The 21,016-nt window shown below is 52.5% G+C and carries 15 protein-coding genes; 7 read left to right on the plus strand and 8 right to left on the minus strand.

Annotated features, from left to right (window positions below):
* The first annotated feature begins 40 nt into the window (after positions 1 to 40).
* Positions 41 to 817, plus strand: coding sequence for a gamma-glutamyl-gamma-aminobutyrate hydrolase family protein (locus tag AB1L42_RS09395; RefSeq protein WP_367053676.1), 777 nt, complete (start codon positions 41 to 43; stop codon positions 815 to 817).
* A 136-nt stretch (positions 818 to 953) separates the two neighbouring features.
* Here AB1L42_RS09395 and AB1L42_RS09400 read toward each other — a convergent pair whose 3' ends face one another.
* The 4 genes from AB1L42_RS09400 to AB1L42_RS09415 all read right to left on the minus strand — a co-directional run bounded on the left by AB1L42_RS09400 (position 954) and on the right by AB1L42_RS09415 (position 8,262).
* Positions 954 to 2,342 (minus strand): RtcB family protein, encoded by a 1,389-nt coding sequence (locus tag AB1L42_RS09400; RefSeq protein WP_367053678.1) that lies wholly within the window; start codon positions 2,340 to 2,342, stop codon positions 954 to 956.
* Between the two features lie 294 nt (positions 2,343 to 2,636).
* Entirely contained in the window at positions 2,637 to 5,327 is a 2,691-nt protein-coding gene (gene polA, locus AB1L42_RS09405; protein ID WP_367053680.1) for a DNA polymerase I, read from the minus strand.
* A 463-nt stretch (positions 5,328 to 5,790) separates the two neighbouring features.
* Entirely contained in the window at positions 5,791 to 6,825 is a 1,035-nt protein-coding gene (locus AB1L42_RS09410; RefSeq protein WP_367053682.1) for a prenyltransferase/squalene oxidase repeat-containing protein, read from the minus strand.
* 3 nt (positions 6,826 to 6,828) lie between these two features.
* On the minus strand, positions 6,829 to 8,262 hold the full coding sequence (locus AB1L42_RS09415; protein WP_367053684.1) for an aspartate aminotransferase family protein: 1,434 nt from the start codon (positions 8,260 to 8,262) through the stop codon (positions 6,829 to 6,831).
* Positions 8,263 to 8,691: 429 nt separating this feature from the next.
* On the opposite strand from AB1L42_RS09415, the gene AB1L42_RS09420 reads away from it, so the two are divergent.
* The 6 genes from AB1L42_RS09420 (at position 8,692) to AB1L42_RS09445 (ending at position 17,520) form a co-directional block, all read left to right on the plus strand.
* Positions 8,692 to 9,519 carry a serine/threonine-protein kinase gene (locus tag AB1L42_RS09420; RefSeq protein WP_367053686.1) on the plus strand — a complete coding sequence of 276 codons (828 nt, stop codon included), beginning with the start codon at positions 8,692 to 8,694 and terminating at the stop codon, positions 9,517 to 9,519.
* Positions 9,488 to 10,474: a PP2C family serine/threonine-protein phosphatase gene (locus AB1L42_RS09425; RefSeq protein WP_367053688.1), complete on the plus strand. Its 987-nt coding sequence runs from the start codon at positions 9,488 to 9,490 to the stop codon at positions 10,472 to 10,474. The genes AB1L42_RS09420 and AB1L42_RS09425 overlap by 32 nt, the downstream gene beginning before the upstream one ends.
* 56 nt (positions 10,475 to 10,530) lie before the next feature.
* Entirely contained in the window at positions 10,531 to 12,105 is a 1,575-nt protein-coding gene (locus tag AB1L42_RS09430) for a ThuA domain-containing protein (RefSeq protein WP_367053690.1), read from the plus strand.
* A 128-nt stretch (positions 12,106 to 12,233) separates the two neighbouring features.
* Entirely contained in the window at positions 12,234 to 13,355 is a 1,122-nt protein-coding gene (locus AB1L42_RS09435; protein WP_367053692.1) for a citrate/2-methylcitrate synthase, read from the plus strand.
* A 342-nt stretch (positions 13,356 to 13,697) separates the two neighbouring features.
* A complete protein-coding gene (locus AB1L42_RS09440) occupies positions 13,698 to 15,413 on the plus strand; it encodes a family 16 glycoside hydrolase (protein WP_367053694.1) in 1,716 nt (571 codons plus the stop codon).
* An 82-nt stretch (positions 15,414 to 15,495) separates the two neighbouring features.
* The gene (locus tag AB1L42_RS09445) at positions 15,496 to 17,520 is read left to right on the plus strand and encodes a DUF2079 domain-containing protein (protein ID WP_367053696.1); all 2,025 of its coding nucleotides are present in this window, start codon (positions 15,496 to 15,498) and stop codon (positions 17,518 to 17,520) included.
* Positions 17,521 to 17,659: 139 nt separating this feature from the next.
* On the opposite strand, the gene AB1L42_RS09450 is transcribed toward AB1L42_RS09445, so the two are convergent.
* The 4 genes from AB1L42_RS09450 to AB1L42_RS09465 all read right to left on the minus strand — a co-directional run bounded on the left by AB1L42_RS09450 (position 17,660) and on the right by AB1L42_RS09465 (position 21,009).
* Positions 17,660 to 18,313, minus strand: a complete 654-nt coding sequence (locus AB1L42_RS09450; protein WP_367053698.1) for a hypothetical protein — start codon at positions 18,311 to 18,313, stop codon at positions 17,660 to 17,662.
* A complete protein-coding gene (locus AB1L42_RS09455) occupies positions 18,310 to 19,023 on the minus strand; it encodes an ABC transporter ATP-binding protein (protein ID WP_367053700.1) in 714 nt (237 codons plus the stop codon). The genes AB1L42_RS09450 and AB1L42_RS09455 overlap by 4 nt, the downstream gene beginning before the upstream one ends.
* A gap of 92 nt (positions 19,024 to 19,115) precedes the next feature.
* Positions 19,116 to 20,504: a collagen-like protein gene (locus AB1L42_RS09460; protein WP_367053702.1), complete on the minus strand. Its 1,389-nt coding sequence runs from the start codon at positions 20,502 to 20,504 to the stop codon at positions 19,116 to 19,118.
* Entirely contained in the window at positions 20,497 to 21,009 is a 513-nt protein-coding gene (locus tag AB1L42_RS09465) for a hypothetical protein (protein WP_367053704.1), read from the minus strand. Before AB1L42_RS09465 ends, AB1L42_RS09460 begins: the two co-directional genes overlap by 8 nt.
* Positions 21,010 to 21,016: the final 7 nt, after the last annotated feature.

Here is a 21,016-nt window from a genome sequence, read left to right on the forward strand (position 1 = left end):
GGAAAAAGAGTTCCATCCAACTCATCAAGGAAGAGAAACCATGAACGACAAACCAATCATTGCAATCAATGCCGATTTCCGTGCCGCGAAAAGCGAGACGTTCTCTTTCTCATGGATGCACACTGGATACTACGATTCTGTCAGCAACAGCGGTGGCATTCCGATCATGTTGCCGCCCATGGCTGAAGATGATGACCTGCGTCGGATGCTGGAACAAGTTGATGGGCTTGTTCTGACCGGATGCAAACTTGACCTCGACCCGATTCGCCTTGGCTTTGATCCACACCCGGTCACACGAGCAATGCCTGCTCGTCGCGAAGACTTTGACCGCCGTCTGGCAAAGCTCGCATACGAAATGAAGATTCCTACACTTGCTATCGGATCGGGAATGCAAGTATTGAATCTGATCTGCGGAGGCACTCTCTTCCAACACGTCGCTGAAGATGTTTATCGTTCGTTGTGCCACCGAGATGCTGTCGAAAACTGCTTGCGACACGTGATCGAAATCGTTCCGGGAACGAAAATGGATTCGATCTACGGACCTGGTGAAATTCGCGTGAACAGTGATCATCACATGGCGATTGACCAACTGGCATCGGTCTTCCGTGCTTCAGCGACAGCGATGGATGGAGTCGTCGAAGCTTACGAATCAACTGATGACAACTGGTGGTGCCTCGGAACTCAGTTCCACCCGGAAAGTGAATCCGCGTCCGCTCTTGATCTGCAAGTCTTTGAAGCATTCATCGACGGTGCGAAAGAGCAGACCGCGACCGGCGTCGACATTCTTCAGTTCGACCAGACACGCCGCGTTGCTTGATCGATAACTCTCGAGTGATCAAGGCGAGTGGACAAGCAAGTCACTCGTGCTCGCGCCGATTGAACGCATAAAAAACAACAGCCCGTTGGAGTTTCTCCAGCGGGCTGTTTTCATTTAGTTATCGGTTTTGTTGACGTCAGTCTTCTGCGCGGCTTCCATCTCCGCACATCTTGACGATGCGGGGATCGAATTGCGCGACTGCGTCAACGAGGTCGGTTTGGGCTTTCATGACTTCGTGAATGTCCTTGTAAACCATCGGAACTTCATCCGATCCCGCCGACAGGACTTTGACACCCTTTTTGGCGAGATCGCTCCGCACATGGTTGAAGCGGTAGGTCGCGTTCGCCTGCTTTCGAGACATGACGCGTCCTGCTCCGTGCGAAGCGGAATGAAGTGACCGATCGTTTCCTTTTCCACGAACCACAAACGCTGGAGTTCCCATCGATCCCGGGATTACACCGAGGACACCCTCTCCCGCCGGGGTCGCTCCTTTGCGATGGACAATCACTTCAGTTCCGTTGTGGACCTCCTTCCACGCGAAGTTGTGATGGTTCTCAACCGTAGTCAACACGTTTGCATCTGCGTGTTTTGTCACCTCTTCGTGGATGACCGCATGATTCGCTGAGGCATACTCACCCATCAGGTTCATGGCCAGCCAATACTCCTGACCCGCTTCGGAATCAAGTTCCAACCAGGCGAGCTGACCGAACTCTTTGTACTGCGACGGCAACAGTTGCTGCGCAATCTTGCTGTACGTTGAGCAGACCGAATGACCCACCCCACGACTTCCGCTATGGCTCAGCAGTGCAGTGTAAGTTCCCGGTTTCAGTCCAAGATCGGATTCGTGAAGTGTCAGAGTTCCGAACTCGACGAAGTGGTTTCCGGATCCGGAAGTTCCGAGTTGCTTCCATGCTTTGTCCTTGTTCTGACGAGTAATCCGAGTCACCGACCAGTCCTCGTCCATCACGGAATGGTTCTTGCGCCGGTCCCAGCTCTTTCCGGTTCCGAACACAGTTCCCTTTTCAATGGCATTGGAAAGCCGACGGACTTGTGATTCCTCCCCGAAACGCTCAACCGGAATGTCGAGGATGGACAACTTCATTCGACACGCAATGTCGACACCGACTGCGTATGGACAGACCGCTCCCTCCAGGGCAAGCACACCACCAATTGGAAGTCCGTATCCAACGTGAGCATCCGGCATCAGAGCTCCGGCGACAGCATGCGGCAGCGAACATGCATCCCGCATTTGTCGATGCGAATTGTCGTCGATGAACTCGCTTCCCCAAACCGAATAGTCGATCTGATGTCGCTCGAAAGCTGGAGGAGCGCAGACGAGTTCGTTCGCGAACTCCCCGAAGACAGAATCACCGTCAAAGTCCGATGGGGAACTCACAACCTGCACGAGGCGATCAAGTGCTTCTTTCCCACTCATTCCGGATGAGACAGCTGCTTGAATTGCCTGGATCGCTGACTTCGCACACGACTCAGGGACACCAATTTTCTGTAATTGTCGACGGTTCATTCGAGCATCCTTTCGCTCAGATCTCTCGCCTTCGCGCGAGCAAACTCAATCTTCAGCGTAAGAAAAGAGAAGAGACAATCGCAGAGCCACTCAGAAAATAAATCGGCGAGAGACATTCACTCTGCGTGGCCCTCCTCGCTTTGACAACCCAGTCAAAGACGAAATGAATCTTGAGTTGGACACCGGACACGCTCACCAGAGCAGGAGTTCGGAAGAATGATCTAGCAACAATTCGTTTTCAGAGAATTCTTTCACGCAGGCTTTCTTCAGTCGCATAATGCTACGCAAAGAAATTCAATCAGCGTCGAGCCAGTTGTCGCCCTGTTTGCAGTCGATGACCAGCGGAACATCGAGGTCGAGGGCAGTTTCCATTTCGTGTCGAGCTAAGGAAATCAGGGAATCAACATCTTCAGCAGGAGCTTCGAAAACGAGTTCATCATGAATCTGCAAAAGCATCCGGGCGGAGTGTTTTTGTTTTTTTAATTGATTGAAGACGTTGATCATTGCCTGTTTGATCAAATCCGCAGCCGATCCTTGAATGACAGTGTTGACGGCGGTTCGTTCCGGAAGATTCAGGTTGCCCCACCGCTTCGGTCGAATGCCAGAGATCTCACGCCGTCGCCCTAAGATCGTGCGTGCGTAGCCCGACTCTTTACACTCATCCAGAACGCGGTCCATAAACTCCTGCACGGACGCGTACTTTGTAAAGTAATCGTCAATGAACTGAGCAGCTTCTTCTTTCGGAATCGAAAGAGCGGCAGCCAGGCCATAGGCGGATTGACCGTAAATCACGCCAAAGTTGACAGCTTTGGCGACTCGCCGTTGTGAAGAATCGACGTCTTCGACCGGAACGCCATAGACCTGTGCTGCAACGGTGCGATGAATGTCTTCGCCGTCGCGAAAGGCTCGCTGAAGTTCTTCGTCTTTGCAGAAATGGGCGAGCATTCTGAGTTCGATTTGCGAATAGTCGAGGCAGACAAGTTTCCAACCGGGTTGGCTCGGAACGAAGGCTTTGCGGATCATTTGTCCTTCGTCGGTCCGAATCGGAATGTTCTGAAGGTTTGGATCGCTCGAGCTGAGTCGGCCGGTCGCTGCTGTCGTTTGGCTGAAGGATGTGTGGATGTGACCGGTCGTCTTGTTGACCAGAGCAGGCAGGGCGTCGAGATACGTCCCTTTGAGTTTGGAAAGCTGTCGGTGTTCGATCAGCTTGGCGGGAAGCGGATGTTCATGAGCAAGTTTTTCAAGCACTTCCTGATCGGTGCTAAGGCCGGTCTTCGTCTTCTTGATGACGGGAAGTTTGAGGTCTTCGAAGAGCACTTTCGAGAGTTGCTTCGGTGAATCGATGTTGAAATTCGAACCGGCGATTGAGTGAATCTCTTCCACGAGTTGAGACAATCGAAGCGTCAGGTGATCGCTTTGTCGCTTGAGTTCCTCGACGTCAACTCGCACGCCATTCCATTCCATCTCAGCGAGCACTTTGATCAGTGGACGTTCGAGGTCCCAGTAGAGCCCCCACAGATTCTCTTCCTTCAGTTGCTCGCCGATGATTTCGGTCAATTGCCAGCAGACGTCGGCATCTTCGCTGGCGTACTCCGCCGCAGCATCGACATCGACCTCGAACATCTTCAGCTGTTTCTTGCCTTTCCCGATCAAGTCGCTGATGGGGATCATTTCCCGGTGAAGATACTTCTTCGAGATTTCATCCAGCTTATGAGTTCTGGCACCCGCATCGAGGAGATAATCCCCGATCATGGAATCGAGGCCGATCGTTGCGATTTCAACTCCGACGCGGCGCAGTACGAGGTAGTCATACTTGATGTTCTGGTTGACGATCGTTTTCGTGGGATCTTCGAGAATCGGTTTCAGGGCAGCGAGAACTTCGTCAGCGTTGAGTGTCGCAGAACCGGGTGGTCCATCGACTGGAAGATAAAACGACTGATGTGCTTTCCAGCAGAAGGCCCAGCCGACGATGTCTGCTTGCAGCGGGTCGACGCTTGTCGTCTCAAGATCGACGCAGAACTCATCCTCTTTTTGAAGGTCTTTGAGAAAGTCATTGAATTCCTTGGATGTCGAAATTGTCCTCCAGCTTCGACTTTCCACTTCAGGATCTGGGCCAGCACCTTTCTGAATTTCGGTTTCCATTTCGTTGGCGTAACGACGAAAACCAAAGTCCCGGAAGAGTTCGAGAAGTCGCTCATGGTCGGGAGCCTGCACTCGGCAGTCATCCCAAGACAGCTCGATCGGAAGATCCGTTTTCAGCGCGACAAGCTCTTTACTCATGCGGGCTTGATCGGCGAACTCTTTCAGATTGGAAGCGAGTTTTTTTCCGGGAGCCTGATCGGCGTTTTCAAGAACTGCGTCGAGAGTTTCGAATTTCTCGAGCAGCATCTGAGCTTTCTTTGGACCGACGAGTGGAACGCCCGGAACGTTGTCGACGCTGTCTCCGACGAGTGATTGGAAATCAATCACTTGATCCGGTCGCACTCCCCATTCGTCCCAGAGGTTTTCTTCATCGAAGAAAGATCGTTTGCGGATGCTGTAGATTTTGATCTTCGGGCTGAGGAGCTGTCGGATATCCTTGTCGCTCGTAACGACGCAGACATCCATGCCTTCGGCCGCAGCTCGCGTGGCCACTGTTGCGATGACATCGTCTGCCTCCCAACCGGGATAGGAGACAATCGGAATTCCATAGCCTTCAACGACGTCGAGGATCATCGGAATCTGCGGACGCAAGTCGTCCGGCATTTCGTCGCGGTTGGCTTTGTATTCGGTGTAGATGGCAACACGCTCTTGAGGCGTGGCGGACTCCATTGCACAGATGATGTGAGTCGGCGATTTCTCTTTCAGCAGGTGTTGAATGTCTCCGGTGAATCCGTACACCGCATTCGTCGGTTGGCCCCGCGTGCCCGTCATCGGTTGCCGGATTGCATGAAAGACCTGAAAGACGAGAGAAAAGGTATCGATAATGTAGAGCGTCTCAGCCATCAGTTGTCCGGTTGTCAAAAGAATCTGTGATAGATGGCTCGGAAGACTGAGTCGCATCCATCAGAGTTTGTTGCACTCGCCTGAACAGCTTCACGCTGTTGTGAGTCAGTTTGTTGATGCGATTTCGCGAAGATTCGAGCAAGTTGCTGTTCTCTGTGCACTCGCTTGCACTGTTTCACAAGTTAAAAGGCTGTGCTTGTTCGTGCGAGACCCTGCACACAAATTCATGAAATGCTCTCATCCGTGAAGTGCTCGCAAGGCACTCCAGATTGTCTCAAAACCGTTCCTGGATTCATGAATGTCTTCGATATCGATTCGAATCACAAGTTCGGGAGATCAGATCGCACGTTTCAGAGATGAAAGTGCTCTTGTGAAGAGAAAGTCGCAGAGATCAATGGAAGATTCTCCGCGGAAGCTCCAAGTATGAAGCTGGCAATTGTGAAGATGCGTGACGAATCTTTCGTCAGCGTTGGAAAATTGGCAGGTATCCGTGCTTCAACTGCAGAATCGTGGCGTTCATGGCGGTCACATAAACCGGGCCGACGCTGTTGTCTTGCCATGAGCCATCGGGACCTTGCTGACTGACGAGGACCGCTTCGATCTCCGCACGGTACTTGTCCCAAAGGTCAGTTTCCCGATACATCACTTGTGCAAGGTAATAGTGCATGTAGTGCCAATGACCGAAGCTGTTGCTCTTGATGCCGTTTCCTTCCGGCCAGATGTTCGTTTCGCAGTACTTCAGCATTTTTTCGACGTCATCGGTCTCGCCGTATTCACCGGCGCTGTACATGCTCGCAACTGCAGCAGCGGTGATCGGTGCGCGGGCACCTCCTCCGCGGATGCTGTACTGAATTCCTCCGTCTTCAGTCATACATTTGCGGATGTAAACCTTCGCGCGATCGATGATTTCGCGGGGAACGACGATTCCCGCGTTGCGACAGGCCCGCAGTCCCTGAACTTGCGTGACGCAGGTGGAACCTTCGTCGAAGTCATTTCCCTCACGAGCTGAAACGTAACCCCATCCTCCAAGGGATGTTTGCGCTTCAGCACTGAAACGGACTGCTTTATCCAGTGTTTTCTTGATCTGAGTTCGTCTGAGAGCGTCTTCTTCCTCACCATAGACCTGAGACAGGAAGAGCATGCTGAAGCCGTGACCGTAGGTGTAGTGGTAGTCGTCCGGGTATCCGATCAATCCACTCGGTTGGGACATGTCGATCAGGTAATCGACTGCTCGCGAGATGTTTTTGGCGTACCGTCCCCGGGTTGTTGTTGAGCCCTCCGCAAGAAACGCAGTCCCAGCCAGAGCCGTCATTGCGACGCGATACTGTCCCCCGTTGGCTTCCCAGAATCCCTGTCGCCGTTGTGCTCGGGAGAGGTATTCGAGACTTCGCGTGACTGAGCGTTTCACCGCAGCGTCATCCGCGTTCAAGACCGTATTTGGAACAACGGTCAGAATGATGCAGAACAGGATTGCGGTGAAAGCTCGCGAAAATCTCATGAATTATCCTCCTTGAGAGCATGATACACCCGAAGTGGCGGATTGTCTGCCATTTTCCAGCGACTCTGCCGTTCGCTCAAGGAGTGAATCGAACAAATCCAGCGACGTTTCTGCCTGTTCACGAGTCATTGTCATGGGTGGACTGACTCGCAACACCTTTCCGGCCAATGCTCCAAGAAGGTGAATGCCATCCCCGCCTTCTTCGCCGAGGTAGCACTGCTTGACGATTTCGTTCGCGACTTCAGCAGGAGAATGGTCAGCATAGGCATCACATTCAACTCCGAACACCAGACCTTCACCTCGAACTTTTGCGATGAGAGGACTCGCTTTCGCCTGAATCAAACGATCTGCAAACAGCTTGCCGATCATCCTGGTGTTTTCAAGAACATCAGTCGATTCGAACTCGTCGAGCGTTGCCAGGACAGCTGCACAGCTGAATGGGTTGGCACTCCAGGTGTCGGAAGCTGCTCCGTAGTTCATGTGTTTTGTGATGTCAGAGCGACCGACGGCGGCGCTGACCGGAACTCCATTCCCCAACCCTTTTCCGAGACACACGAAGTCGGGGCGAAGCCCGTATGCTTCGAACGCATACATTTCTCCGGTCCGTCCGAAATTGGCTTGAACCTCATCGAGAATGAAGAGAATGTCGTGCTCGTTGCACCATTGCTGGAGTCGTTGCAGATATTCTTTCGGAGGATGAAAACTCCCGCCTCCGCCGAGATACGGTTCTGTGATGAGGCAATTGATTTCGCTTCCGTATTCGTTCCAGAGCGAATTCAATTCCTGTTCGTACTCTTGGAAATCAAACTCTTCGGACGGCTGTTCCAGGTCATCACACGATGCCATCGGGAAGCTGACGAAGGTGACGCGAGGGTCGCGATCACGATCCGTTTCACACCCGGTGACCGCTCCCGCGAGTCCTTTTTTGCCGTGGAAACCGTGGCGAGTCGCGAGAATTCGCTGTCGCTTCGGATCTCGCTCGAGACAGGCCCAAAGTGCTTTTTGTACCGCTTCCGATCCCGAAGCTGACCACAAGACATGGTCGAGCAGTTCTCCGCCGGAGCTTTGTTGGAGACTCTTTCGAAGCCGGTCGTTTGCTTCGGCTTCGAGATCTGTCATCGCGTTGTATGCCGTGAGCGGCACTGCAGCGAGATAAGGCTCTTCGGATTTCTCGATCTCGTTGAGGTTCCAACCGAGGTAAGAAGTCAGTCTTTTTAGCCAGCGAGTTGGATTGTGTCCGAGGTTGGAGACGAGAACTCCGGAACTGAAGTCGTAGAGTCGCCGGCCTTCCGGGGTCCAATGAAAGACACCCGCTGATTTCGAAAAGACAGCCTGGCTCGGAGTATAAGTCCGGAGCGATTTCGGTTCTGAAGAGGTAAGCCGAGCCCGCGTTGCGTTGGATTGATTTTCGCCTGGATGCTGGATCGGGTTTTGCATGGTCTCGCCTATCGGGAAGGAAGTATCGCAGTATCTCAGACACGTGAACCGGATGCGAGTTCAAACGAAAATCCGAGGAAATGCTTTGAATTGCGGATTGTGAGGCAGAATCGGGGAAACGATACGGGGACGTTCAAAAAGGGGTGAGGTCCTGTCAAGTTACCTGGCAGGGGAGGACGATGAGGTTGGGCTGTCACATTGTAACGATACGGCAAGATCTGCACTCCACTCCGAATATTCTCCGTGAGTGCAGACTTCGTGCCGATAGTTTCGTTTGTTGCACTGATAGTGGAATGACCCATTTCCCCGCAAGCGATTGTCAATCCGGACATTTTCCTATTGCCAGATCCAGATTCACTGTAGATTTGACCGGGATGGAATCGCCTTGAATGGAATTCGAATTTCTTCAAGAAGAAGGTCAAGGCATCCATGAGAGGAATCTTCACTGTGGCACTCAAAGCTCGTCAAAAGCTGGGGAAATATCGGATTGAGAAGCGTCTGAGCGAAGGCGGTTTTGCAACAGTCTACCAAGCTTTCGACACGATCGAGGGATTGCGTGTCGCGCTCAAGATTCCACACTCTCAGCAAATTGATGAGCAACTTCTTAAAGACTTTCGAAACGAAGTCCGACTAGCAGCCCGTCTCGAGCATCCGAACATTCTGCCGTTGAAAGATGCTTCGATCATTGAAGACCATTTCGTGATCGCGCTGCCGCTTGGCGAAAGAACGCTCGCAGATCGTCTTCAGAAACGCGTTTCGTTGAAGACATCGATGAGTCTCGCAGAGCAAATTCTGGATGCTCTGGCTTATGCGCATCAGCAGCGAATCATTCATTGTGACGTCAAACCAGAGAACATGGTGTTGTTCGATGGCAACACTCTGCGCCTTGCAGACTTTGGAATCGCCAAGGTCGCTTTGAAAACTGTTCGCGGGTCCGGCACCGGGACGATTGGGTACATGGCTCCGGAACAGGCAATGGGAAAACCATCTCAGCGCTCGGATGTATTCTCGGCGGGCCTGATCATTTATAGAATGTTATCGGGCGTCTGGCCGGAATGGCCTTACGAGTGGCCACCCTTAGGAATTAAAAAACTTAGAACAAAGGTTCATCCCGAATTCGTCGAATTCTTGAAGAAGGCAATAGAACCAAACCCCAGGAACCGCTTTCGTGATTGCATCCATATGAGGAACGCTTTTCAGCGTCTCAAGTCCAAAGTCATGACCTATGCAGAACGACGCAGAACCAAAACTGCCTGAACCCGAGCAGTCGGAAGTCGCCAACTCTCCCGCGCTCAATGACACGGTGGAAATGGATGCTCTCGACATTCCATCGTTCGGTGTCCAAGAACCGATTGAAATTCCTCCAGTCACGACTGTTGACTGTGTCAACGGTGTCGCTGCCTGGTTGACGATGAAGTCACCCTCGCGCGAGACGGAAAATGAAGACTCGCTGGGAGTGCTCTCAGCATCAGCTGATCAGGGCATTCTTGTTGTTGCAGACGGACTGGGTGGGCATCGCGGCGGAAAGAACGCTTCTCGTGCTTTGGTGCACAGCCTGAGAAAAGGTCTGCCGGTTCCGAAAGAGCCAGAACAAGATCGGCACATTGTCATCAGCAAAGGCTTGAAGGTTCCTTTGCAATCACGAACCGATCAACGTGACGGAGACGGGCTTCGCTCGATGATTCTGAATCGCATCGAAGCAGCGAACAGACGGTTGATCAAATCGGGGTCAGGATCTGCGACGACGCTTGCCCTCGTAGAACTGCAGGGATCAAAAGCGCGCACGTACCATGCGGGCGACTCGCAAATTCTTGTAATGAGTCAGCGAGGACGCATCAAGTACGAGACTGTTTCACATTCACCAGTGGGCTATGCACTCGAAGCTGGTGTACTCTCTGAGCAGGAAGCGATTTTGCACGAGAATCGTCATTTAGTTTCCAATGTGATTGGAAGCCGAGACATGTCGATCGAGTTGGGCCCGTGGATCAGTCTGGCTGCTCGTGACACGATCTTGCTGGCATCTGATGGATTGTTCGATAACCTGTTTGCAGTGGAAATTGTAGAATGCATCCGCAAGGGTTCGCTGGAAGACGGCGTTCACCAGTTGGCTGAGATTGCCGTGAAGCGAATGTGTTCGAGAATTCCAAACTTACCGTCCAAACCAGACGACCTGACGATTCTCGCTTACCGTCGGAAACCTCGCTCGGCTTGATTCAATTTGCGAGAGCCCGGAGTGGTTGAGAATTGTCTCAGCGACAGGACCTGGCGATGCTTTCGCGAATACTGCTGATCACTTCCATGCTGTTGGGAGTCTGCAATCTTGTTTCCGCAGAGTCACTCAAACTCACTCTTCGCAAACAAGTTCCGCTGGAACCAGGAAGCTCGAACTTTCACACCCTCTCCGATGAGGAGACCTGGAAAGGCGATCAGACGGCGCTCATTGTTTGCGATGTCTGGGACACTCACAATTGCAAGAACGCAGCTTTTCGAGTTGCAGAAATGGTTCCGGTTCTGAATCGCGTCGTCAAAGAAGCACGTCGACGTGGAGTGACCATCATTCATGCGCCGAGCAATTGCATGTCGTTCTATCAGGATCACCCAGCCCGCAGTCGCGCCCAAATGACTCCAGCTGCCGATAATTATCCGGAAGACATCACACAGTGGTGCTACCAGATTCCATCAGAAGAGCAAGGCGTTTATCCGATCGATCAGACAAACGGTGGTTGCGATGATGACCCGGACGAACATGCTGCCTGGCAGGCGAGTTTGCGGCCTTTGCTCGAGGAAGAAAAGTGGCCATGGAGACGTCAGCACGCTGCAGTCGAGATTGATCCTGAGCGAGATTACATCACTGACCAGGGAGACGAGGTCTGGAACATCCTCGAAGCCAATGGCCTCAGCAATGTGATCATGACAGGCGTGCACACGAACATGTGTGTATTGGGACGCCCATTTGGGCTGCGGCGTCTCTCAACCGCTGGCAAGAACGTTGTTCTCATGCGTGACCAAACGGACACGATGTACGATCCGCGGTCTGCTCCCTTTGTCAGCCACTTCACAGGGACGGATTTGATCGTCGACCACATCGAGCGATTTGTTTGCCCCACGATTCTCAGTACGCAATTGATCGGCGGCAAAGAGTTTCGATTCGCCGACGATACACGTCCCACACTGGCAATGCTCATTGCGGAAGACGAATACGAGACAGCCAAGTCGCTGCCTGAATTCGCAATCGACACTCTCGGTCACGACTACCGAGTTCTCAAAGTCTTCGCGACTCCTTCTGATCGCAACCAGGTCCCAGGCATCGAATCGGTTGCCGATGCGGATGTTTTGTTAGTCAGTGTTCGTCGTCGCGTATTGCCGGAAAAAGACTTGGAGGTCGTTCGAGAGTTCATCGCCGGTGGGAAACCAGTTGTTGGGATACGAACCGCAAGCCATGCTTTCTCGCTGAGAAAGGAAGCACCTCCAGAAGGCTTTGCTGACTGGAAAGAATTCGATGCGGAAGTCTTCGGAGGAAACTACACGAATCATTATGGCAATCAGTTGAAGAGCATGATTACGATTGCCGATGTTGAGCATCCCGTGCTTGAGGGAATCCCTCGCACTCCATTCCAGCAGGGATGGTCGCTCTACAAGACATCTCCGCTGAAGCCTGAAGCAACTGTCCTCATGACCGGAGCGGTTGAAGGAGAGGATCCAGAGCCGGTTGCATGGACGTTTCGTCGGAAAGATGGAGGACGTTCGTTTTACACTTCACTGGGTCACGTCGATGACTTTCAGAACCCAACATTTCAGCAATTGCTCAAGAATGGAATTGACTGGACGCTTGAAGGTCAGTGACAACTTCGGTATCGATAACCTTAATCGGCAATGAGTAACATATCGAGGAACAGGCAGTTCCTGACTCGATCCGATTTGTTGAACAAAACAACGAGGATGGAGTCGCCTCGAGCCACGGAGGGATCTTTATGGCACAAGAAATTTATCATCCCGGACTACGTGGCGTGATTGCCGGTGAGACGGAAATCTGTCGTCTGGATGACGGAATTCAATATCGAGGGTACTGCCTGCACGAACTCTCGGAAGGTGCCTCCTTTCTTGAAGTTGCCTATCTTCTGCTGTTTGATGAACTCCCCAGCGAAGAACAGTTTGCGGACTTTCTAACGGTCATCAATGAAGAACAGCAATTGCCGCCGATCATCGAACACATGTTCGAGCGCATTCCAGTTCATAACTCTCCGCTGGAAGTTCTTCGGACTGGCATTGGACTTCTGAGTCACTTCGATCCTCAGCCCAGCGAAAGCCTGCTGTGCGCCGGGCACACTCAGACGATTCGGTTGATGGCGAGAATTCCACTGCTGATCGGCTGCTGGCACCGCTCCAGATTGGGGCTTCCTGTCCTGCAGCCGAAGCCGGAGCTGAGCTACATCTCGAACGTTTACTATGTCATCACCGGAGAGGTGCCCAGTTCTCTGTTTGAACGTGCACTCGACGTGGCGTTCGTTGTATGCGCTGAACACGAATTCAATCCGTCGACCTACGTAGCACGAATCGTCGGCTCAACGAGATGCTCACAATACGGACCGATTCTGGCAGCACTCGATGCGTTTATTGGAATGTCTCATGGCGGAGGTGGCGACGGTCCTCTCGATCTGCTCGACGAAGTCCGGGAACCGTCCGAAGCATCCAAATGGATCTCTCAGCAACGAGCGAATGCAGAGTTCCCCGGGTTTGGGCATCCGGTCTATCAGGAATGCGATCCTCGGGCTTCGATTCTGGAAGTTGAATGCGAACGACTTGCGCGAGCTTCGAATCGTCAGGATATGGAAAAGCTCGCTGAAGAAATTGAACGAGTCATTTGGGAAGAGCGACAACTGCCACCAAATGTCGACTGGCCACTGTGTCGGCTTTTTTCGTACCTCGGTCTCGATCGAGATCTCTTTCGGCCATTGTTCGCGGCAGCTCGCGTTGTCGGTTGGAGTGCACACGCACTAGAGCAGTGTGAGACGAACGAAGTGATTCGTCCCCGAGCGCGATATCGCGGTGCAGTGAACTGCCGATTTGAACCCCTCCGCATGCGGGCTGACTGATTCGAGCACTTTTGATTTGGTGTTCACGATCTCGCACGAGCAAACACTGTCTCTTCACTTGTGAAACAGCACAAGCACGAGCACAGGAATGAGCAACTTGCTCCAGGCACGTCACGTTTGTCTGATCGCCAACGCGGTCCCTTTCCCTCGCGAGATGTTTTCTCTACCTTGGAGTTTTCAGACCCCAGCAGTCTGAACGTCTCGCTCTGCATGGTCTCCTGTCGCCATCGTTCAATCAAATTCTTGATTGAACGCATGAGGAATTTACCTCCCGTTCCGGCAACGGATACCTGCACGAGACTCAATACCACTCAGGTTCTAACACACTCAAGGAGTGCTCGGATGAGATTTCTACGGCTCGCGAGTTTTCTTGTCGCTTGTGCTTGCTTTCATAGTGCCGATGCCGGAGAGCCGGTCTCGCTGATCAAGGGAGATTCGCTCGAAGGTTGGACGCAGCGAGGCGGCGAAGCGAAGTACTCGATTAAGAACGGCGTGATCGTCGGGGAATCAGTCGTCAACACCCCGAACAGCTTCCTGTGTACCGACCGGGATTACTCTGACTTCATTCTGGATGTTGATCTCAAGGTCGACATGGGACTGAACTCTGGAATTCAGATTCGAAGCCATGTGGCTGAAGAACCACAAGTCGTTGAGACCAAAACCTCGAGCGGACAGATTCGCAAGAAGACCATTCCCGTCGGTCGAGTTCACGGTTATCAAGTCGAAATCGACACGTCCGAACGAGCCTGGTCTGGGGGAATCTACGATGAAGGACGTCGCGGCTGGTTGAACGATCTCTCCGGCGACCAGAACGAAGCAGCGAGAAAAGCGTTCAAGAATGGTGAGTGGAATCACTACCGGATTCAGGCGATCGGAAACTCGATCAAGACCTGGGTTAATGGAGTGCCAGCTGCGGATTTGACGGATGGCATGGATGCTTCAGGTTTCATCGCATTGCAAGTTCATGGAATTGGAGACAATGCATCCCGAGCTGGTACGAAGGTGCGTTGGAAGAACATTCAGATTCAAGAAGTCAAAGCGGACGAAACTGCGAAGAAAGAGTACATCGATTACTCGGGTAGCAAAGGTGCGGGCGTCGGCAAGAAAGTTGTTCTCATTGCTGGCGATGAAGAATATCGCTCAGAAGAGACGCTTCCTCAGCTTGCTTTGATTCTGTCGAAACAGCATGGGTTTGATTGCCGCGTTGTCTTTCCCATCAACCCTGAAACAGGTTTTATTGACCCCAACTACGGCGAGAACATTCCAGGGCTTGAAGCTCTCGAAGATGCTGATTTGATGATCATTGCCACTCGCTTCCGAGCTCTTCCGGATGAACAGATGCAGTACATTGACCGGTACCTGCAACGTGGCGGACCCGTGTTGGGATTGCGGACAGCGACACATGCGTTCAACTTCCCGAAAGGGAGTTCGTGGTCACACTACAGCAACGGCTACAACGGTCCCAAAGAAGCTTGGCAAGACGGATTCGGTCGGCTCGTGCTGGGCGAAAAGTGGATCAGTCACCACGGAAAACACAAATCTCAAAGCACACGTGGAGTGATCGTCGAAGATCAATCGGGTCATCCGATTCTCAGAGGTGTCGAAGGAATCTGGGGACCGACCGACGTTTACGGAGTCCGGTTGCCACTTCCGGGAGACTCACAACCGCTCGTTTTGGGGCAAGTCGTCAATCGCGCCGGTGAAGCCACTGAAGGTGATCCGCTGTATGGGATGAGAGATACCGACACAGAGCTTGATGACTCTAAGAATGATCCAATGATGCCCATCGTCTGGACGAAGAGCTATCAGGTGCCAGAAGGAGAAGTCGGTCAAGTCGTGACAACGACCATGGGCTCTTCGACAGACCTGGTCAATGATGGTTTCCGTCAACTCGTCGTGAACTCAGTTTTGTGGCTGACCGGTTTGGAAGAACAGATTCCAACAACCGGTGCTTCCTCAGAAATCGTCGGAGAGTTTGTTCCGACAGCTTTCGAGTTTCGACGAGGAGACTACTGGCCAACTCGTCAAATGACTGTCGAGTCGATCGAAGCCGAGTAAACGAGATCGGCGTCTCGATCAAAACTCCGAACGATGAATATTGCACTGAGTGCACGAACGGAACGTCGCGAATAATGCTGCCATGATTTCTCAACGAGCTTTCTTCGCGCTGCTGCTGCAAATCGTCGCAGTGACGGTTTTTGTCGGTTTCGTTCTTGAGTCGTCGATGGCTTCAAGCGCATTCTTTTCAGAATCGCTGCGAGAAGGAATTGTGGAGAGCCTGGGGGGAACGATCGCTCCAGTCTCTTCCGATCGAGATGGCAGCTTGAACTGGCTGGCAGTTTTACTCGTCGGTCTGTTGACAAGCTTCGTGGTGAATCTGTCGGTCGCTTGCTCCGGCTGGATCGGGGCAAACGGTTCAGCAGTCAGTCTTTCCGAAGTCTTCGTGAAGACCGGCAGGCGGTCATGGTTGCTGCTGGTTTGGTCGGTCCTCTGGCTGATTGCATTTCTCTCTCCTGTCTTCACAAGTTTAATGATCGGCTTGGTCAATCTTGTCTTCGGGCTCTTCCTTGCTGGCTGGTGCTATGAAGTACTCGACCGCAGGAATTGGAGCCAGCCACCGATCGATGAAGCATCTGAGAAGTCGCAGCGACGACGTGCGATGTTCTTCCTGGGAATCGGGATGATTCTCTTTACCGTCGTTTCCGTAGGCATGAACTGGTGTCTCTGGTTCAATTTGCGGATTCCCCACGGTGATTCAGTGATGTACGAAGAGCATCTCTGGAACGTTCTTCACGGAAAAGGATTTCGCAGCTACCTCGATCAGGGATTGTTCTGGGGTGAGCACATCCAGTTCGCCCACTTGTTCCTGCTGCCAGTGTACGCAATCTGGCCGTCGCACTTACTGCTTGAGCTTTGCGAGTCGCTGATGCTGGCGTCGGGTGCGGTACCGGTCTATTTGCTCACTCGCAAAAACTTAGGTGATGCGAAAGCAGCATGTTTGATGGGAATTGCCTACCTGTTGTATTTCCCAATGCACTTCCTCGACATCGCGATTGATTTGAAAACGTTTCGGCCGATCGTTTTCGGAGTTCCAGCGATGTTCTGGGCAATCTACGCATCGGAGACGCGTCGATGGAAAACGATGGTCGCGTGCTTCCTGGTTTGTCTCGCAGCCAAGGAAGACTACGCAATTGTCATTGCTCCGTTTGGATTGTGGATGGCCTGTACTGAATGGCTTCAATCAAAGCGAAAAAAGACTGAGCGGGATGCAGCAAGGATCTGGTTCGGAATCACCACTTGTGTGTTAGCGACCATTTATCTGCTCGTCGTTGTGAAGTTTGCGATTCCCTACTTCCGCAGTTGGGAAACGGTTCACTACGCCAGATACTTTGAAGCTTTCGGCAAGACGCCCACGGAAATTGTGACAAACATGGTGCTGAATCCGAGACTCTTGCTCGGGCAACTGGTCACGGTCGGTTCAGTCGTTTACCTGCTGCGTTTGCTTGTTCCCCTGGGGATTCCGTTTCGTGCCTGGTCGCAGTTGCTCGTCGCGCTGCCACTGTTCATGCTTTTGTGCTTAAACAATTTGGCGATGCAACCGCCGGGGCCGTACCACCATTTTCATGCTCCGATTGTCCCGATTCTAGTGTGGAGTGCCGCTGTTGTTGTGGGCTCTGACTTTGCTCGAACAGGGAAGGGAACAATGGCGAAGTGGGTTGTGAGTTGTTCATTCGCGACAACTCTCCTCTTCGGATTCTCGCCGCTAAGCATTCATTTCTGGGATTCCGGACACGAGATGTACTGGAAGAGTCTCTATGTTCAAGACGATCGTGCGAAACATCTCGAAACGATTCTCGAACGAATTCCACTCAATGCTCGCGTTGCTTCCACGGACTTCGTGCATGCTCGTTTGACGCATCAGGAAAGGTCGTACGACTACAGCGACTATCCGCGAAAGGTGGCCAACTACGAAGATCGAGTTCCCACCGACACTGATCTCATCATCATCGACAGGCGACATCGCTACAGCATTGGTGTGTATGACGACATCTCGAAGCTGCGGGAACTGGTCAATGAGCCCGATGAGTGGGAGTTGCTTCCCGACGAAACAGACGGTTATTTCGCAGTCTTAAAGCGGAAGTCGTCCTCGATTCAACTGAAGTAGAGCAAGTTGCTCTTTCCAGTGCACTCGCTCCTGCTGTTTCAGTCGGCAACAAGCTGTTGTTGCTCGTGCGAAAGAGTGCAAGCCAAATCTGACGATGCTCTTAACTGGTTTCTCGCAGCATGAGAACCTTAGCAACGGGTTATCTCATCGGATAGGCAGTGATGACGTCTTGGTCTTCGACGACCAGTCGGATCTTTCTGCATTCAGGATGGCCTTGGCGTTTTCCGGACTGCCCACCTACGAATCCGATCGCACGTTTCATATCGACCGTCAAAACAGTTCTGTCGCGGTTCTGTTCAGTCTCAACTTGCGGCGGTCCGCGTTCCTGGGCAATCTTCCAAGCTTCGTCGATCAGCTTGAAAATCTCTTCTCGATCCCCGCTGAAAACTCCATGAATCGGTTTGGCGGGAATGTCTTCCGCATGACTGAGCACGTGGTCGACGCGATGTCCATCGACACTCCCGGAGCGATAGACAAGTCCTGCCGGAGATTCAAAGATGTTCTTCGAAACTTCAACGAGAAAAGGAGCTTGCTCGTCCGGTTCGTTCGTCAGCTCCGGAACTTTGATTTTCGGAAGTTTCGAAGAGTTGTCATCTGATGCCGATTGCTGTATCGGTTCTTCATCAAGACCCGATGTGTGAGTCTCAACGACCGGAGCAGCGGGAGGATTGATCTTCTGTTCGGCCTCTTCAGATCGTTGAAGGTACCAGGCGACACCGAGGACGATTAGAAAAACAACAACCTGCCAGGAGTTTTGTTTTCGTCGACCGGGATGTTTGGGCGGCGTGCTCATGCGTTCGCCTCGGCTGATTGATCTTCTCGATTGCTGACCTCGACAAGCTTGCCGTGGGTCAACTCGTAGCGGACCGGAAAGCGATTTGCGAGTTCCATACTATGCGTCACGCAGACCAGCATTGTTTGTTGTTCGTTAGAAACTTCGAGAAGCAAAGAGCCGACCGATTCAGCCGTCACTGGGTCAAGGTTGCCGGTCGGTTCGTCCGCTAGAAGAAGAACTGGCTGATTGATCAGCGAACGACAAACCGCCACACGTTGACGTTCTCCGCCCGAGAGCATCGCTGGGAAGTGTTGAATTCGCTCTGACAAACCAACACGTTCCAAAAGCTGTTTCGCTCGATCGACTGCGTCAGCACGATCCATGAAGCCTGCCAGTGTCGGTAGGAGAACGTTTTCCAAAACGGTGCACTGCGGGAGCAGATGGTGGTCCTGAAAGACAAAACCGATTTGCTGGTTTCGAAATTGAGCCTGATCGGCCGACGAGAGCGAACCAAAGTCGACACCATTCAGCGAAACCGTGCCTGAACTCGGTTGGTCCAGCATTCCAATGATGTAGAGCAGAGTGCTTTTCCCGGAACCCGAAGGGCCGGTAATGACCACAGAGTCTCCCGTCGACATGGACAATTCAGCGTCTTGGAGAATGGTCAATTCGCCAGCAGCTGATTCAAAGTGCTTGGTCAACTGCTGGACTCTCAGTCCATCTGTCATCGTGATCGTCTGTTTCGAGCAGCTACGAGGAACATTGTCGCCAGCGTTCGGCAACGTCGGCAGTTATCTTAGAGGCTGCGGAGACCCAAATTCTACTCCGGGGACTGTTCGTCTTCCGAACTGTCCGGTTCTTTGTCGGAGTCGTCCCGAAAATCTCGCTGAAACCGATTCGAGCTGCCTCGAAAACGTCCATCATCAGGCCCACGATTATCTGGACCACGGTTGTCTTGTCGACGTCCCTCCGGCGGACGGCCATCTCCTCGAAAGCCGAATCCGCCTCGGCCTTCTCCGTCGCGATCGTCGTCGTCTCCCCGATCTGGGTGTCCGAACTTCGAACGGCGATTGAGCGACCAATGCAGCATTTCGATGGGCAGAAACGCTTTCATGACATCGAAATGGTGGACGCCGTCATGAGTCTCCGTCGCCGACACAAGCGACCGATAAAAGTCGACTGCCGACAGGCTGAGGAGTTCATCCTGCTCAGCATCACTGATGGCGTCGAAATCTTCTTTTAAGTCAGCCGTTGTTGTTCTGCGTGATTTCCGTTCTTCCCCAATCGCTTTCAACATCATCGATTTAAAGAGCATTCCTTGAAGCCGAAAGTTTTCAGGGAACTTACTCGAATCATCGCTGAGATAATCACGTGCTTCGGAATCTTCAACGTATCGATCGAAGTTCTCAACGAGCGAATCCAGAATAGGACGGTATTCGGGAAAGATGAATGGGCCGCGAAAACCGGGCGGACCGCGTTCACCAGAAGGGCCACGCTCGCCGGGAGGTCCACGTTCTCCCGAAGGGCCGCCTCTTTCACCGGGTGGACCTCGGTCTCCGGGGAATGCATCGGACCGACTGCGAAGGATTTCCAGAAGTCGGAGGTGATGCTGTAGTCCTTGAAGCTGTTCGAGTTCGCGACGATCGTCGAGTGTGGAGAGCAACGGATTCAGCTCGATGACTCCGTCCATGAGACGCTGCATCGAATCATCGGACAGGACCGGCACGCTCGACATCGCTCGGAGCCAGTCGCGAAGTCGGGGATCAATCTCTCGTCCCAAAGAACGTTGCGTCACTTGAGAAGCATGTCGGACGCGTTGCTCCTGAATGATTTCGCGAATGGCTTCTATTCGCTGCAACGGATCGGTGATTTGTTTCAAGCGATCACGCTGATACGGTTCCAGAGTTTGCAACCAGTCCATATACGTATTCATGACTTCGCGCAGCTGTTGATCACTCGAGACAGCTGTCGTTTGAAGTTCCGAGTGCAACTCCAAAACCTGTTGTCTCTGCTGAGCGGTCATCGTCTCATACGCAGAGAAGTTGCGATTGAGGTGATCTCGCTCGGAGGGAGTCATCTCCGAAATCTTCTTCAGGTTGTCGCTACGGCGAATGAGCACCTCGGACTTATCACGGACGAGATACGGTCCAAGAACAATCGCTACGAGGACGGACAAAAAGATCCAGAGTTTTACGAAGGATTTATTCATCGTTTGATTCCCTCGACATTTCATCCAAAAGCGACGTCTCCGCACTCAACCGGTTCAGAAACTCCAGATTGTCGACTTCGTAATAGACATCCAAACTTCGAATCACCGGAAGTTTTTCAATCAATACATCGTCCTGACTCTGGAAATATTGATCGGAGACCATACTGCCAAGAGCTGCCGACGCGACGATGACGCAGGTCCAGCCGCAGAGCGTGAGGATTTGGGTTGAGGTACGAAACCATCGCCGCTTTGAAAGCGGGACGGAAACATGCTCCATCTTCGCTGTGGCGACAGTTCGTTCAACGAAATCGTTCGGAGCATTCGGACGGGGAAGCTCGTCGAGCAGATCGTACGTTCGCGAGAGGACCTCAACATCATTGCGTGCCACTGAACTTTCAACGAGCATCGACTCCATTCGACGCGTCGCCTGCTCATCAAGCTCACCGTCCAGGTAAGCAATGAGATTCTCGCGGTCTTCAGGAGTTAGTCTGCTCAGCTTGTCCATGAGACGG

This window comes from Thalassoglobus sp. JC818 (genome assembly GCF_040717535.1).
GTDB lineage: Bacteria > Planctomycetota > Planctomycetia > Planctomycetales > Planctomycetaceae > Thalassoglobus.